Raw genomic sequence first — 14,374 nt, forward strand, 5'->3', positions numbered from 1 at the left:
AGATAAAAGTCGTACTTAATGTGGGAGACGGGCGGCCCGTAGGCTGTGACCATGACGACACGGACCCAGGGGCTCCACCCTCACGTGCTGGCCACCCTGGGCCTGGCGATCACCGCCGGTGAGTATCCGCCCGGCAGCGTCCTGCGCACCGACGAGCTCGCCCAGCGCTTCGACGTCTCCCGTACGGTCGTCCGCGAGGTCGTTCGCGTCCTGGAGTCCATGCACCTGGTCGAGTCCCGCCGCCGGGTCGGCGTCACCGTCCGCCCAGCCGAGCAGTGGAACGTCTACGACCCGCAGGTCATCCGCTGGCGGCTGGCCGGCGCCGACCGCCCCCGCCAGCTGCGCTCCCTGACCGTGCTGCGCTCCGCCGTCGAACCGGTCGCCGCCGGACTCGCCGCCCTGTACGCCACCCCCGAGCAGTGCCGGGAGCTGACCGAGCAGGCCCTCGGCATGGTCGCCACCTCGCGCGGCCGGCAGCTGGAGGCGTACCTCGTCCATGACATCGCCTTCCACCGCGTCGTCCTGGCCGCCTCCGGGAACGAGATGTTCGCCCGCCTCGGAGACGTCGTCGCCGAGGTCCTCACCGGCCGCACCCACCACCAGGTGATGTTCGAGGACCCCGACCCGGCCGCCGTCACCCTCCACGTCCAGGTCGCGGAGGCCGTACGGGAGCGGGACGCGGCCCGCGCCGAGGAGCTGACCCGCCAGATCGCCGTCGGCGCCCTGCGCGAGCTGGACGTCCTCGCCCCGTAGCACCCCCGGCCGTACCCTCTCGCGGGCCGTCCTGAAGGCGGATCGTCCGCCGGTGGTCGGCGCGCCGTAAACCAGCCGGTAACCTCAGAAACACCTCAGATCTGCCTGTACGTGACATAGGCCACTGCCAAATCGCGGTCCTGCCGTGACTATGTGCCGTGGCCCTCTGCCTGATGACCACCCTCATCGACAGGCAGACACGGCCGGGTACCGCACAACCCTCCCCCTCACGAAGGCGAACATCTCCATGCCTGACCGCACGCTTACTGCGGCCGACGACACGCTGTCCGCCACGCCACCGGCAGCGGCGTCCCCCCACGTCGACGCCGGTGACGCCGGGTACAAGAAGGACCTGAAGTCCCGGCACATCAACATGATCGCCATCGGTGGCGCGATCGGCACCGGCCTCTTCCTCGGCGCCGGTGGCCGCATGGCCAACGCCGGACCATCCCTCTTCATCGCGTACGCGGTCTGTGGCGTCTTCGCCTTCTTCGTGGTGCGGGCCCTCGGCGAGCTGGTCCTCTACCGCCCCTCCTCCGGCGCCTTCGTCTCCTACGCCCGTGAGTTCATGGGCGAGAAGGGCGCCTACACGGCCGGCTGGCTCTACTTCCTCAACTGGTCGACCACCGCCATAGCCGACATCACCGCGGCCGCGACCTACGCCCACTTCTGGGCCATGTTCAGCGACATCCCGCAGTGGATCCTGGCGCTGATCGCCCTCGCGGTCGTCCTCGCCGCCAACCTCATCTCCGTGAAGTACTTCGGCGAGATGGAGTTCTGGTTCGCGATCATCAAGGTCGCCGCGCTGGTCGTCTTCATGCTCGTCGGCATCTTCCTCGTCGTGACCTCGCACGACATCGGCGGCCACACCCCGGGCCTGTCCACCATCAGCGACAACGGCGGCATCTTCCCCAGCGGTGTGATGCCGATGCTGCTGCTGATCCAGGGTGTCGTCTTCGCGTACGCCTCCGTCGAGCTGTGCGGCGTCGCCGCCGGTGAGACCGAGAACCCCGAGAAGATCATGCCGAAGGCGATCAACTCGATCATGTGGCGCGTCGGCCTCTTCTACGTCGGCTCGGTCGTGCTGCTCGCCCTGCTGCTGCCGTACACCGCCTACTCCGGCGACCAGAGCCCCTTCGTCACCGTCTTCGACAAGCTCGGCATCCCCGGCGCCGCGGGCGTGATGAACCTGGTCGTCCTCACCGCCGCGCTCTCCAGCCTCAACTCCGGTCTCTACTCGACCGGCCGCATCCTGCGCTCCATGTCGCTGTCGGGCTCCGCGCCCAAGTTCACCGGCGTCATGAACAAGGGCGGCGTGCCCTACGGCGGCATCCTGCTCACCGCCGCCTTCGGTGTCGTCGGCGTCGGCCTGAACTACGTGATGCCCGGCGAGGCCTTCGAGCTCGTGCTGAACTTCGCCTCCATCGGCATCATCGGCACCTGGGCGATGATCATGGTCTGCTCGCTGCTCTTCTGGCACCGCTCCAAGGACGGCCGGGTCACCCGCCCCTCCTACCAGCTGCCCTGGGCGCCGTACACCCAGATCATCACGCTGTTCTTCCTCGGCTCCGTCCTGGTCCTGATGTGGATGGACGAGGGCATCAGCCGCACCACCGTCAACTGCCTCCCGCTGATCGCGCTCATGCTCGTCGGCGGCTGGTACCTGGTCCGCAAGCGGGTGGCCTCGGCCTCCGCCGCGCACAAGGGCTGACCTCTCGCACAGGGCGGGGCCCCCACCGGACACTCCGGTGGGGGCCCCGCCTCGTTCCGTACGTCAGTGGTGACCGCCGTGCCCGCCCCCGTGGTCGCGGCGGCCGCCGGAAGCGGTACCAGCCGAAGTCGACGTCCAGATACGGCCAGATCCTGCCGTTGACCGTGGTGTACGGGCCGAAGAACGGCAGCGACACCGGCTTGCCGGTCTCCGCGCCAGCTGGCCGAAACCCTCTCATCGACGGCGGATCTCCACCCGACAGCACGGAATAGTGGTACCGACACCGTTACCGAGGAAGGGAAGACGCGATGCCGCAGCAGGTCCAGGGGGTCGTCGCCACCGGCAGGAACGAGCCGGTCCGCGTGGAGACCATCGTCGTCCCGGACCCCGGCCCGGGCGAGGCGGTGGTGAAGATCCAGGCCTGCGGGGTCTGCCACACGGATCTGCACTACAAACAGGGCGGGATCAACGACGACTTCCCCTTCCTGCTCGGCCACGAGGCGGCGGGCATCGTCGAGTCGGTCGGCGACGGCGTCACCGACGTCGCCCCCGGCGACTTCGTCATCCTCAACTGGCGTGCCGTCTGCGGCCGCTGCCGGGCCTGTCTGCGCGGCCGCCCCCAGTACTGCTTCGACACCCACAACGCCAAGCAGAAGATGACCCTGACCGACGGGACGGAACTCTCCCCGGCCCTCGGCATCGGCGCCTTCGCCGAGAAGACCCTGGTCGCCGCCGGCCAGTGCACCAAGGTCGACCCCGGCGTCGACCCCGCCGTCGCCGGACTCCTCGGCTGCGGCGTCATGGCGGGCATCGGCGCCGCGATCAACACCGGCAACGTCGGCCGTGGCGACTCGGTCGCCGTCATCGGCTGCGGCGGAGTCGGCGACGCGGCCGTCGTCGGCGCCCGCCTCGCCGGCGCGGCCCGGATCATCGCCGTCGACATCGACGACCGGAAGCTGGAGACCGCCCGCTCCATGGGCGCCACCCACACGGTCAACTCCCGCTCCACCGACCCCGTCGAGGCGATCCGCGAACTGACCGGCGGCTTCGGTGCGGACGTCGTCATCGAGGCCGTCGGCCGCCCCGAGACGTACCGCCAGGCCTTCTACGCCCGCGACCTGGCCGGCACGGTCGTCCTGGTCGGCGTCCCCACCCCGGACATGAAGCTCGAACTCCCCCTCCTCGACGTCTTCGGCCGCGGCGGCTCGCTCAAGTCGTCCTGGTACGGCGACTGCCTGCCCTCCCGCGACTTCCCGGTCATCGTCGACCTGCACCAGCAGGGCCGCATCGACCTCGGCGCGTTCGTCACCGAGACCATCGGCCTCGGCGACGTCGAGAAGGCCTTCGCCCGGATGCACGAGGGAGACGTCCTGCGCTCGGTGGTGGTCCTGGGATGACCGCCCGCATCGACCACCTCGTCACCTCCGGCACCTTCACCCTCGACGGCTCCACCTGGGACGTTGACAACAACGTCTGGATCGTGGGTGACGACTCGGAGGCGATCGTCATCGACGCCGCCCACGACACCACCGCCATCCTCGCCGCGCTCGGCGGCCGCACCCTGCGGGCCATCGTCTGCACCCACGCCCACAACGACCACATCGACGCGGCCCCCGCCCTCGCCGCCGCCACCGGCGCCCGGATCCTGCTCCACCCCGCCGACCAGCCGCTGTGGAAGCAGACCCACCCCGGCCACTCCCCGGACGGCGACCTGTCCGACGGCCAGACCCTCACCATCGCCGGCGTGGACCTGCACGTCCTGCACACCCCCGGCCACGCCCCCGGCGCGGTCTGCCTCCACGCCCCCGACCTCGCCACCGTCTTCACCGGTGACACCCTCTTCAAGGGCGGCCCCGGCGCCACCGGCCGGTCCTTCTCCGACTTCCCGACGATCATCGACTCGATCCGGGGCCGGCTGCTCACGCTGGAGCCGGGGACCGTCGTACGGACCGGCCACGGCGACTCCACCACCATCGGCGCCGAGGCCCCCCACCTGGAGGAGTGGCTCAGACGAGGCCACTGAGGCGCAGCCGGCTCTCGAACCGCACCGGGGAGCCGGTCACGGGGTCGGTGAACTCCAGCGTCCGCGCCAGCAGTTGCAGCGGCCGCGTGAAGTCCTCCGGCCCCTCGGGTGCCACCACGGGATAGATCGGATCGTTCAGGATCGGCACCCCGAGCCGGTTCATATGGACCCGCAGCTGATGGGTGCGGCCGGTGGCCGGCAGCAGCCGGTACCGGCCGAGCCCGCCCGCGTGCTCGATCAGCTCGATCCGGCTCTCGCTGTTCGGCTCACCCGGCTCCTCCCGCGCCGCCAGCACCCCCCGCTCCTTCACGATCCGGCTGCGCACGGTCACCGGCAGCCGCAGCGCCGGGTCGTACGGCGCCACCGCCTCGTACTCCTTGCGCACCCGCCGGTCCCGGAACAGCGTCTGATACGCGCCCCTGTCCTCGGGCCGTACGACGAAGAGCACCAGCCCCGCCGTGAGCCGGTCGAGCCGGTGCGCCGGCTGCAACCGCTCAAGCCCCAGATCCCGCCGCAGCCGCGCGAGCGCCGTCTCGGTCACATGGCTGCCGCGCGGCATCGTCGCCAGGAAATGCGGCTTGTCGACCACCAGGATCCGCTCGTCGCGGTGGACGATCCCGATCCCGAACGGCACCGGCGGCTCGGGCGGAAAGTCCCGGTGGAACCAGAGATACGTTCCCGCGCGGTACGGCTCCCTGCCCCCGACCGGCCCTTCCGTCCCGACGAACCGGCCCTCGGCGAGCATCGCGTCCACCCGCCCGGCCCCGATCGCCCCGGCGAACCGTGCCAGCAGATGGTCGCGGACGGTCGGCCAGGCGGCGTCCGGATCGGCGGGCAGCTTCAGCCGTACCGGATCGATCCCGTCCCGCTGGGGGAGCGGCGCCGCCGGGGTCCTCGCTCTGCGTCTCACCACCGCACGATATCCGGCTCCGGCGAGCCGGCCGCAGGTCAGCGCATCGCCACCGTCAGCAGGAAGACCGAGTCCTCCAGCGCCTCCATGGTGTGCGCCCCCACCGGCATCACCAGCAGGTCGCCGTCGCGGGCCTCCCAGACATGTCCGTCCGCGTCCAGCCGCACCCGCCCCGACCGCACCAGGACCGTCGCCTCGCCGGCCGCTGTCTCGTGCTCGCTCTGCGTGGTGCCGGCGGTCATCGCCACCACGGTCTGCCGCAGGATGCGCTCGTGCCCGCCGACCAGGGTGGTCGCACTGCGGCCGGAGTCGGCCGCCTGCGCCGCCCTCAGCTGCTCACGGGCCGTCGCGTCCAGCGAGAACTTCTCCATCATCGTGCCTCCCTTGCTGGTGCTCCCAAGCCGACCCTGACAGGGCCGGGGGCCAAGGGCACGCCGGGAGGGACCGAAAGCCCCACAGAACGACGAAGACCGGCCAGGCTCTGGGGCCCGACCGGTCTGTCGTGTGGTGTCCGAGGGGGGACTTGAACCCCCACGCCCGATAAAGGGCACTAGCACCTCAAGCTAGCGCGTCTGCCATTCCGCCACCCGGACAAGGTGTCTGCCGTTCGGGCCGCTGGGCCGTTCCGACGTGGAAAACCATAGCAAACATTCGAGGTGGCAGATCACCACCCCTTCCCAGGCCGGAGCCCGTGACGGCCGTACGACGGCCGGGGCCCGCCCTTGGGCGCGGGACCGGCGCGCGGGAGGATGAGGGGGACCACCAGCAGTGACAGTGGGAGGAAGCAGCGTGAGCGAGTCGAACACCGCGGCCCGGGGCGTCACCGGCGAGACCGCCGAGAATGAGGTCGTCGACCTCTGTCGCGACCTCATCCGCATCGACACCAGCAACTACGGCGACCACTCCGGACCGGGGGAGCGGGCCGCGGCCGAGTACGTCGCCGAGAAGCTGGCCGAGGTCGGCCTCGATCCCCAGATCATCGAGTCCCACAAGGGGCGTGCCTCCACGGTCGCCAGAATCGAGGGTGAGGACCCCTCGCGCCCGGCCCTGCTGATCCACGGCCACACCGACGTGGTGCCGGCCAACGCGGAGGACTGGACCCACCACCCGTTCTCCGGCGAGGTCGCCGACGGCTGCGTCTGGGGCCGCGGCGCCGTCGACATGAAGGACATGGACGCGATGACCCTCGCGGTCGTACGGGACCGGCTGCGCAGCGGCCGTAAGCCCCCGCGCGACATCGTCCTCGCCTTCCTCGCCGACGAGGAGGCCGGCGGCACCTACGGCGCCCGGCACCTGGTCGACCACCACCGCGACCTCTTCGACGGGGTCACGGAGGCGATCGGCGAGGTCGGCGGCTTCTCCTTCACGGTCAACGAGAACCTGCGGCTCTATCTGGTCGAGACGGCCCAGAAGGGCATGCACTGGATGCGGCTGACCGTCGAGGGCACCGCGGGCCACGGTTCGATGACCAACAACGACAACGCCATCACCGAGCTGTGCGAGGCGGTGGGACGCCTCGGCCGCCACCAGTGGCCCGTCAGGGTCACCAAGACCGTGCGGTCCTTCCTCGACGAGCTCTCCGACGCGCTGGGCACCCCGCTCGATCCGGAGGACATGGACGCCACGCTGGTGAAGCTCGGCGGGATCGCCAAGATGATCGGCGCGACCCTGCGGAACTCGGCCGCCCCGACGATGCTCGGCGCCGGCTACAAGGTGAACGTCATCCCCGGCCAGGCCACCGCCCATGTCGACGGACGGTTCCTGCCGGGCTACGAGGAGGAGTTCCTGGCCGACCTCGACCGGATCCTCGGGCCCCGGGTCAAGCGGGAGGACGTGCACGGCGACAAGGCGCTGGAGACCAGCTTCGACGGCGCCCTGGTGGACGCCATGCAGCTGGCGCTGCGCGCCGAGGACCCGATCGCCCGGGCCGTGCCGTACATGCTGTCCGGCGGCACGGACGCCAAGTCCTTCGACGACCTCGGCATCCGCTGCTTCGGCTTCGCCCCGCTCCAGCTGCCGCCCGAGCTGGACTTCGCCGGCATGTTCCACGGCGTGGACGAGCGCGTACCGGTCGACGGACTCAAGTTCGGCGTACGTGTGCTGGACCGTTTCATCGACGCTTCCTGAGATCACCGGCTGATCCTCGTGCTCTTGTACGTCGAATTCGTCCGAGTGTGCGGAGATAACCGGAAAGGGTGAATGGACTCATAGGCTCGTAGCCCCAATAGTTCCCCCTCGTTACAGGTGATGCGGTCCGCGGCTGGGACCGCATTGCCAACAAGGAGGAACAATGATCAAGAAGGTCGTCGCTGCTGCGGCTGCCACTGGCGGTCTCGTGCTCGCGGGTGCGGGCGTCGCCGTTGCCGACGCGGGTGCTCAGGGTGCCGCTGTGCACTCCCCCGGCGTTGTGTCCGGCAACGTCGTCCAGGTGCCCGTTCACGTGCCGGTGAACGTGTGCGGCAACACGGTCTCCGTGATCGGGCTGCTGAACCCCACCTTCGGCAACATCTGCATCAACAAGTGACGTTGCGTCTCAACCCGTGAGGGTCTGAGCCCGGCCGGCCCCGGAGTGCACGCCATGCACTCCGGGGCCGGTGGGCATTCCGTCTCCGGGTGATCCGCCCGGAGGCAGTCCGGAAGCCTAGAAGGCAGGGAACAACCTATGCGACAGGTCACGCGTAAAGGCCTGATCACCGTGGCGGCCGCGGGCGGCGTACTCGCCCTCGGCGGCGGATACGCGCACGCCGATGCGAACGCCGGCGGAAACGCGTCGAATTCGCCGGGCATCGCGTCCGGCAATTCCGTCCAGGCGCCCGTGCATGTGCCGGTGAACGTCTGTGGAAACACCGTGAATCTCATCGGGGTGCTCAACCCCGCGTTCGGAAACAAGTGCGCCAACGTCTCCTCGGGCCGCCACGCCAAGGGGGCCGAAGCGTCGGGTACGGCGAGCAACTCCCCCGGGATCGCCTCCGGCAACCAGGTGCAGGCACCGGTCCATGTGCCGGTGAACGCCTGCGGGAACAGCGTCGACGTGGTCGGCGTGCTCAACCCGACGTTCGGCAACGAATGCGCCAACGGTTCCGGCGTCGAGCGCCCGGGCCCGGGGCAGCCGGGTGAGCCGGGCAACCCCGGAAACCCGGGCAACCCCGGAAACCCGGGCAACCCCGGAAACCCGGGGAACCCGGGGAACCCCGGCAACCCGGGTGAGCCCGGCAACCCGGGCCAGCCGGGTCAGCCCGGCAACCCCGGTGAGCCCGGCAACGGCGGTCAGCCCGGTCAGCCCGGGAACCCGGGCGAGCCCGGTGACACCGGTGACGACTCGGGCAAGGCGAACCAGCCCGGTCCGCAGACCGGGTCGCCGTCCGGGGACGACGCGACCGAGGAGCTCGCCGAGACCGGCGCCGCCTCCCTCGGCGTGGTGATCCCGGTCGGTGCCGGGATGCTGCTCGCGGGCGCGCTGCTCTACCGCCGCGCCCGCCAGACCGCGTAACCGGCCCGTCCGCCGCCGTTACGCAAAGGAGCGGGCCCCGCAGCCGCGGGGCCCGCTCCGTCGTCTTCGGGCACTCACCACGAGGCGCGGACCTGGCGGATGATGCGCCGGCGCAGCCGCACCCGGCGGCTGCCGTCCCGGAGCAGGCTCAGTCGGTCCAACTCCCAGTGTCCGTACTCGGCATGGTCGGTCAGCAGCCGCGTCGCCTCCTTGCGGGAGACGCCGCGCGGCACGTACACGTCGACAAATTCGTATTCCGGCATCGCATCTATTGTGCGGGCACCGGCCCAGTACGGATAGCGTCTGTCCCATGTCTGATGCTGCGCAGCCCACCGCTGCCGAGGTACGTGCCGCCGCCGAGGCGGTCAAAGCCGCACTGGACCGTCACCTGGAGGCGGTGGAACGCCGCACGGGCGACGACGACCCGGCCGTCTACAGCGCGTTCAACGCCCTCGCCGCGGCCGCCGAGGCCTACGACGAGCGGCTCTACGACCGGTACGACGAGGTCACGCCCTTCGAGATCCCGGGCGCCGACGACTCGATGCCGCCGTACGCCGGTCCCGAGGAGCCGAACGCGCTGAGCGTGCTGATCCGGCGCGACTACGCCGTCGTGGAACCGCAGCGGCTGCTCGCCCAGGCGCAGCGCATCGCCGACCTCGACCGCGACGACGACGCCACGCAGGCGGCGCCGGTGGTCGGCGACAGCGTCCACGCGGCGATCGGCGTCCTCTTCGGCGAGTACGAACCGGACGAAATCGCCTCCCGACACAAGGAGTTCGGCCTTGAGGAGGGTGACTCCACCCTCTGGGTCTCAGCCGTGGACGACCTCCCCGAACCGGGCGAATGGCTGACCACCCCCTTCGACCAGGCGGACCCGGAGCGGATCGTCTGCCGCTTCGACGTGAGCGCGGTCTTCGACGACGACACCGACGAAGACCTGGAGGACCTGGACACGGAGCCCACCTGACCGGGCCACCGGCCAGGTGAGCCGGGCGGGACGATCCGTGGGGGTACCGGCGATGCCGGTACCCCCACGGCCGTCAGGGCGGTGGGGGTACCGGCGTCGGCTCGGTGGGCGGGGGCCTGGGGTGGCCACGGCGGGGGTGTGGCTCCGCTTCCAGCGCGGCCGTGAGGCGCCGGAGGTTTCGTCCGGCCCCGTGGGCAGCCGGCCACGGCCGTCAGGCGGTCGGAGGCTCCTCCGGCTCCGTGAGGAGGGACTCCAGGAGGGGGCGCAGGCGGGTCGTGCGTTCCGTGGCGGGGATTTCGGACACCGCGCGCGGCAGGGCCTGGTCCACTCCGTGGACCACTGAGAGGTGGCGCTCGCCCCGGCCGAAGGCCGTGTACACCCACGGGCGGCTCAGGCCCTGGGCCGCGTCGCCCGGGAGGACCACGACCGCCGCCGGCCAGCGCATGCCGGCCGACTGGTGCGCCGTGAGGGCCCAGCCGTGGCGGACGGACTGCTCCACGCGCTCCTTCGGTACGACGACCGCCTCGCCGCCGCAGTCCAGCCGCAGGCCCTCAACGTCCGCCGAGACGACCGTCCCGGTCAGCGTCCGCCCCGGCGCCGGTGCGTACGCCACCCGGTCGCCCGGGTCGAAGCCGGCGAACCGGCCGGGGCCGGGGTTCAGCCGCTGCTTCAGGGCGGCGTTCAGCGCGCGCGTGCCCGCCGAGCCGCCGTGGCCGACGGTGATCACCTGGATCTGGTCGGCCGTGAGCGCGAAGGCCCGGGGGACCGAGTCCGCGACCAGCTGCACCGCGCGGTGCACCGCCTCGCCCGCGTCCCGGACCGGGACGATCACGACCTCCTTGCCGGGCGCCTCGACCGGGAGCAGCTCGCCGATCCCGATGCCCGACACCAGCTCACCGACCGGACCCGGGTCAGGGGTCCGCGAGGCGACCTGCGGACACACCCGTGCGGCCAGCACGTCGCCGAACACCCGCCCCGCGCCCGCCGAACCGAGCACCCCCGGGTCACCGCTGAGCACCAGCCGGCAGCCGTCGGGCAGCGACTCCACGAGCATCGCGGCGGTCTCCACGTCCAGCTGCGGGGCGTCGAGGACGGCCAGCAGATCGACGGCGAGCGCGCCCTCCGCGTCCCGGCCAGGACCGGCCGCTCCGGAGAGCAGGGCGGCCACGGTGACCGCCTGCACGTCCTCACCCAGGCGCCGTACGCCGTTCTCGCTGTGGGCCGCGACGACCGCCCGCAGGCCGAGGGCGCGTGCCGCGCGAGCCAGCGCGACCGGCTCGGCGCGGGCCGCCTCGCCGCCCGTGTGGACGATCAGGCCATGGGCGGCGGAAGCCCGGATCAGGTCGGCGGCGGACGGCGAGGGCGCGGCGGCGGCCGCCTCGGCCCAGTCGTCCGAAGGGCCGGTCCTGGCCAGCCGGGCGAGGCTGTCGGCGAGGGACTCCTCGGCGAGCGCGTACCGGTCGAGGCCCAGCAGGACCGGACCGGCCTCGGCCGCCTCCGCCGCGCCCTCGGGCCGCTCGCCGGACTCCTCGCCGCCCTCCAGCTCCTCCTCGTCCTCCTCGCCGGGCTCCTCCTGCTCCTCCTCCTGAAACACGAGCACCACACCCTCGGCCACGGCGTGCCGCACGGCCTCCGCCGGGTCCGGCACCTTGTGCTCGGCGAGCGCCTCCCGGACGGCGGCCAGCTCCATGGCCGTGTGCCCCTGGAGGGCGGCCCGCTCAAGGAGCCAGCCGACCAGAGCCGTGGTCCGCCGGTCGTCGCCCGGCCCGCACGCGTCGCCGAGCAGGGCCCGCGCGAAGCCGTCCGCCTGCTCGGGGCGGACGCCCGGCAGGGACAGCAGCTGCCACGGGTCCTCGGCCAGCAGCTCGCCCGCGCCCTCGCCGAGGACGCCCGCTGCCCGCGGGGCCAGCGCCTCAGGGGCGCCGCCCCGGGCCAGCACCGCCCGTACCGACGCGAGCGTCTGCGGGGTCACGCCCCGCTCGGGCGTCGCGGCCGGCCCGGGCACCTGGGGCCGTACCGGCGCGGCGGGCTCGGGGACGGCGCGGCGGGGGGCCGGGGCGGGGGAGTCGAAGAACGCGCCGCCGGACTTCTCGCCGCTCTCCACGGCCCGTACCGCCGCCAGCAGGTCGGCGGCCGTGCCGCTCAGCTTGGCGCCCGCCTCGATGGGCGCCTCCTTCTCGGCCTTGCGCCGCTCGATCCGCTCCCGCAGCTCGCGCTGGGCGGCGAGCTCGGCCTGCGCCTCGGACACCTCTGCCGTGCCCTCGGCGCTCTGCTCGGCCTCGTCGGCCGACTCGCCGGCGCTCTCGGGGCCGGCGGCTTCCTCGGAAGGCACAGTCACAACGTGCTCCAGTCCTGATCGGGGTAGCGGTGCACGGGCGCCGACACATCGTCGAGGGCCCGGCAGATCTCGTCAGGAAGACTAAGGCTCTCCACTGACAACGCCGCCGTGAGCTGCTGCGCGTTGCGCGCGCCGACGATCGGCGCGGTCACTCCCGGCCGGTCCCGTACCCACGCCAGCGCCACCTGGAGCGGCGTCGCGGCGAGCCCGTCCGCGGCCGTCGCCAGCGCGTCCACGATCCGGCTCGACGGATCGTCGAGATAGGGCTCGACGAACGGCGCCATCGTCTCCGAGGCGCCCCGCGAGTCGGCCGGGGTCCCGCCCCGGTACTTCCCGGTCAGCACCCCGCGGCCGAGCGGTGACGACGGCAGCAGACCGACCCCCAGGTCCCGCGCGGCGGGCAGCACCTCCCGCTCGATGCCGCGCTGGAGCAGGGAGTACTCCATCTGGGTCGCCGCGAGCGGGGTACGCCCGCCGGTCGCGGCGAGCTGCCAGGTGGCCGCCTTCGCCAGCTGCCAGCCGGAGAAGTTGGCGACGCCGACATAGCGGGCGCGTCCGCTGGTCACCGCGATGTCCAGGGCCTGGAGGGTCTCCTCCAGCGGGGTGCGCGGATCGAAGGCGTGGACCTGCCACAGATCGACGTGGTCCGTGCCGAGCCGGGCCAGCGACGCGTCGAGCGCCGACAGCAGATGGCCGCGCGAGGCGTCGAACCGGCGCCCCGGATCCGGGTGGGGCACACTGCCCGCCTTGGTGGCGACGACCAGATCCCGCCGCGGCACCAGGCGCTCCATGAGCTGCCCGAGCAGGTACTCCGCCTCACCGCCGCCGTAGACGTCCGCCGTGTCCACCAGCGTCCCACCGGCCTCCCAGAACGCCTTCAACTGTTCGGCGGCGTCGTGCTCGTCGGTGCCCCGGCCCCAGGTGAGGGTGCCGAGGCCGATCCGGGACACGCGCAGGCCCGTACGGCCGAGATGCCTCTGCTCCATGGGCGGGAGAGTACTGGCCAAGACACCACGCGGAGAGAGCCTGTGGACAACGTCCCTCGCGAGGCCCCCTGACGCAACGTCCGCCCGCGCGCTAGAGTCCGCGCCAAAGAGACGTTACTGATCAGTAAAGAGGGTGTGGACATGCGGCTGGGCATCAACCTCGGCTACTGGGGCGCGGGCATGGACGGCGACAACCTCGCCGTCGCCCAGGAGGCGGACCGCCTCGGCTACGACGTGTGCTGGGCCGCGGAGGCGTACGGCTCGGACGCCCCGACCGTCCTGTCCTTCGTCGCCGCCAAGACCGAGCGGATCGACATCGGCTCGGCGATCATGCAGATCCCGGCCCGCCAGCCCGCCATGACGGCGATGACGGCGGCCACCCTCGACTCCCTCTCCGGCGGCCGCTTCCGCCTCGGCCTCGGCGTCTCCGGCCCTCAGGTCTCCGAGGGCTGGTACGGCCAGAAGTTCGACAAGCCCCTGGCACGCACGCGTGAGTACGTTGAGATCGTCCGCAAGGCCATGTCCCGCGAGCGCCTCACCTACGAGGGCGAGCACTGGACGCTCCCGCTGCCCGGTGGCCCCGGCAAGCCCATCAAGCTCACCGTCCACCCCACGCGCCACGAGATCCCGCTCTACATCGCCGCCATCGGCCCCAAGAACCTCGAACAGACCGGCGAGATCGCCGACGGCGCCCTGCTGATCTTCCCCTCCGCCGCCCACCTGGAGGAGACCGCGCTCCGCCACATCCGCGCGGGCCGCGAGAAGGCCGGCAAGACCATGGGCGGCTTCGACGTCCACCCCACCGTCCCGATCGCCCTCGGCGACGACGTCGAGGCCCTCGCCGACACCTTCCGGCCGTACACCGCCCTCTACGTGGGCGGCATGGGCAGCCGCAAGCAGAACTTCTACAACCAGCTCGCGCAGCGCATGGGGTACGAGAAGGAGGCCGCCGAGATCCAGGAGAAGTACCTGGCCGGGGACAAGGCCGGCGCCGCGGCCGCCGTACCGCACCGGCTGATCGACCAGACCACGCTGCTCGGCTCCGTGGACCGGATCGCCGACGGCATGCGGGCCTACGCCGAGGCCGGTGTCACCACGCTCACGCTGGCCCCCGCCGGCTTCACGCTCGACGAGCGGATCGCCGCGCTGCGGGCCGGCACCGAGGCCCTGGAGCGCGCGGGCGTCGCCTGACTCCG

14 protein-coding genes and 1 tRNA gene are annotated in these 14,374 nt (G+C 72.0%); 9 read left to right on the top strand and 6 right to left on the bottom strand.

What is annotated here, in order from left to right; all coding sequences use genetic code 11:
* Window positions 1–51: 51 nt before the first annotated feature.
* The 4 genes from ACZ7LT_RS30790 (at window position 52) to ACZ7LT_RS30805 (ending at window position 4,487) form a co-directional block, all read left to right on the top strand.
* Window positions 52–753, top strand: a complete 702-nt coding sequence (locus tag ACZ7LT_RS30790) for a FadR/GntR family transcriptional regulator (protein ID WP_471239390.1) — start codon at window positions 52–54, stop codon at window positions 751–753.
* A 247-nt stretch (window positions 754–1,000) separates the two neighbouring features.
* A complete protein-coding gene (locus ACZ7LT_RS30795; RefSeq protein WP_471239391.1) occupies window positions 1,001–2,464 on the top strand; it encodes an amino acid permease in 1,464 nt (487 codons plus the stop codon).
* A 308-nt stretch (window positions 2,465–2,772) separates the two neighbouring features.
* Window positions 2,773–3,861, top strand: coding sequence for an S-(hydroxymethyl)mycothiol dehydrogenase (locus ACZ7LT_RS30800; RefSeq protein ID WP_471239392.1), 1,089 nt, complete (start codon window positions 2,773–2,775; stop codon window positions 3,859–3,861).
* Window positions 3,858–4,487: an MBL fold metallo-hydrolase gene (locus ACZ7LT_RS30805; protein ID WP_471239393.1), complete on the top strand. Its 630-nt coding sequence runs from the start codon at window positions 3,858–3,860 to the stop codon at window positions 4,485–4,487. The genes ACZ7LT_RS30800 and ACZ7LT_RS30805 overlap by 4 nt, the downstream gene beginning before the upstream one ends.
* On the opposite strand, the gene ACZ7LT_RS30810 is transcribed toward ACZ7LT_RS30805, so the two are convergent.
* The 3 genes from ACZ7LT_RS30810 to ACZ7LT_RS30820 all read right to left on the bottom strand — a co-directional run bounded on the left by ACZ7LT_RS30810 (window position 4,471) and on the right by ACZ7LT_RS30820 (window position 5,990).
* The gene (locus ACZ7LT_RS30810; RefSeq protein ID WP_471239394.1) at window positions 4,471–5,397 is read right to left on the bottom strand and encodes an RluA family pseudouridine synthase; all 927 of its coding nucleotides are present in this window, start codon (window positions 5,395–5,397) and stop codon (window positions 4,471–4,473) included. The genes ACZ7LT_RS30805 and ACZ7LT_RS30810 overlap by 17 nt on opposite strands.
* A gap of 38 nt (window positions 5,398–5,435) precedes the next feature.
* Window positions 5,436–5,771 carry a cupin domain-containing protein gene (locus tag ACZ7LT_RS30815; RefSeq protein ID WP_471239395.1) on the bottom strand — a complete coding sequence of 112 codons (336 nt, stop codon included), beginning with the start codon at window positions 5,769–5,771 and terminating at the stop codon, window positions 5,436–5,438.
* Window positions 5,772–5,902: 131 nt separating this feature from the next.
* A tRNA-Leu gene (locus tag ACZ7LT_RS30820) sits at window positions 5,903–5,990 on the bottom strand.
* A gap of 196 nt (window positions 5,991–6,186) precedes the next feature.
* On the opposite strand from ACZ7LT_RS30820, the gene ACZ7LT_RS30825 reads away from it, so the two are divergent.
* The 3 genes from ACZ7LT_RS30825 to ACZ7LT_RS30835 all read left to right on the top strand — a co-directional run bounded on the left by ACZ7LT_RS30825 (window position 6,187) and on the right by ACZ7LT_RS30835 (window position 8,887).
* Window positions 6,187–7,524 carry a M20/M25/M40 family metallo-hydrolase gene (locus ACZ7LT_RS30825; protein ID WP_471239396.1) on the top strand — a complete coding sequence of 446 codons (1,338 nt, stop codon included), beginning with the start codon at window positions 6,187–6,189 and terminating at the stop codon, window positions 7,522–7,524.
* 163 nt (window positions 7,525–7,687) lie between these two features.
* On the top strand, window positions 7,688–7,921 hold the full coding sequence (gene chpH / locus ACZ7LT_RS30830; protein ID WP_471239397.1) for a chaplin ChpH: 234 nt from the start codon (window positions 7,688–7,690) through the stop codon (window positions 7,919–7,921).
* 138 nt (window positions 7,922–8,059) lie between these two features.
* Entirely contained in the window at window positions 8,060–8,887 is an 828-nt protein-coding gene (locus tag ACZ7LT_RS30835; protein WP_471239398.1) for a chaplin, read from the top strand.
* A 74-nt stretch (window positions 8,888–8,961) separates the two neighbouring features.
* Here the strand turns inward: ACZ7LT_RS30835 and ACZ7LT_RS30840 are convergent, their stop codons facing one another.
* Window positions 8,962–9,150 carry a DUF5703 family protein gene (locus ACZ7LT_RS30840; RefSeq protein ID WP_019885022.1) on the bottom strand — a complete coding sequence of 63 codons (189 nt, stop codon included), beginning with the start codon at window positions 9,148–9,150 and terminating at the stop codon, window positions 8,962–8,964.
* A 47-nt stretch (window positions 9,151–9,197) separates the two neighbouring features.
* Here ACZ7LT_RS30840 and ACZ7LT_RS30845 point away from each other — a divergent pair, with 47 nt between their 5' ends.
* Window positions 9,198–9,854 (top strand): hypothetical protein, encoded by a 657-nt coding sequence (locus ACZ7LT_RS30845; protein WP_471239399.1) that lies wholly within the window; start codon window positions 9,198–9,200, stop codon window positions 9,852–9,854.
* Between the two features lie 211 nt (window positions 9,855–10,065).
* Here the strand turns inward: ACZ7LT_RS30845 and ACZ7LT_RS30850 are convergent, their stop codons facing one another.
* Both ACZ7LT_RS30850 and ACZ7LT_RS30855 read right to left on the bottom strand, forming a co-directional pair.
* Window positions 10,066–12,204, bottom strand: a complete 2,139-nt coding sequence (locus ACZ7LT_RS30850; RefSeq protein WP_471239450.1) for a helix-hairpin-helix domain-containing protein — start codon at window positions 12,202–12,204, stop codon at window positions 10,066–10,068.
* Window positions 12,189–13,178: an aldo/keto reductase gene (locus ACZ7LT_RS30855; RefSeq protein WP_471239400.1), complete on the bottom strand. Its 990-nt coding sequence runs from the start codon at window positions 13,176–13,178 to the stop codon at window positions 12,189–12,191. Before ACZ7LT_RS30855 ends, ACZ7LT_RS30850 begins: the two co-directional genes overlap by 16 nt.
* A gap of 141 nt (window positions 13,179–13,319) precedes the next feature.
* On the opposite strand from ACZ7LT_RS30855, the gene ACZ7LT_RS30860 reads away from it, so the two are divergent.
* Window positions 13,320–14,369, top strand: coding sequence for an LLM class F420-dependent oxidoreductase (locus ACZ7LT_RS30860; protein ID WP_471239401.1), 1,050 nt, complete (start codon window positions 13,320–13,322; stop codon window positions 14,367–14,369).
* Window positions 14,370–14,374 lie beyond the last annotated feature (5 nt).

The organism is Streptomyces sp. NPDC039465, from assembly GCF_055639315.1.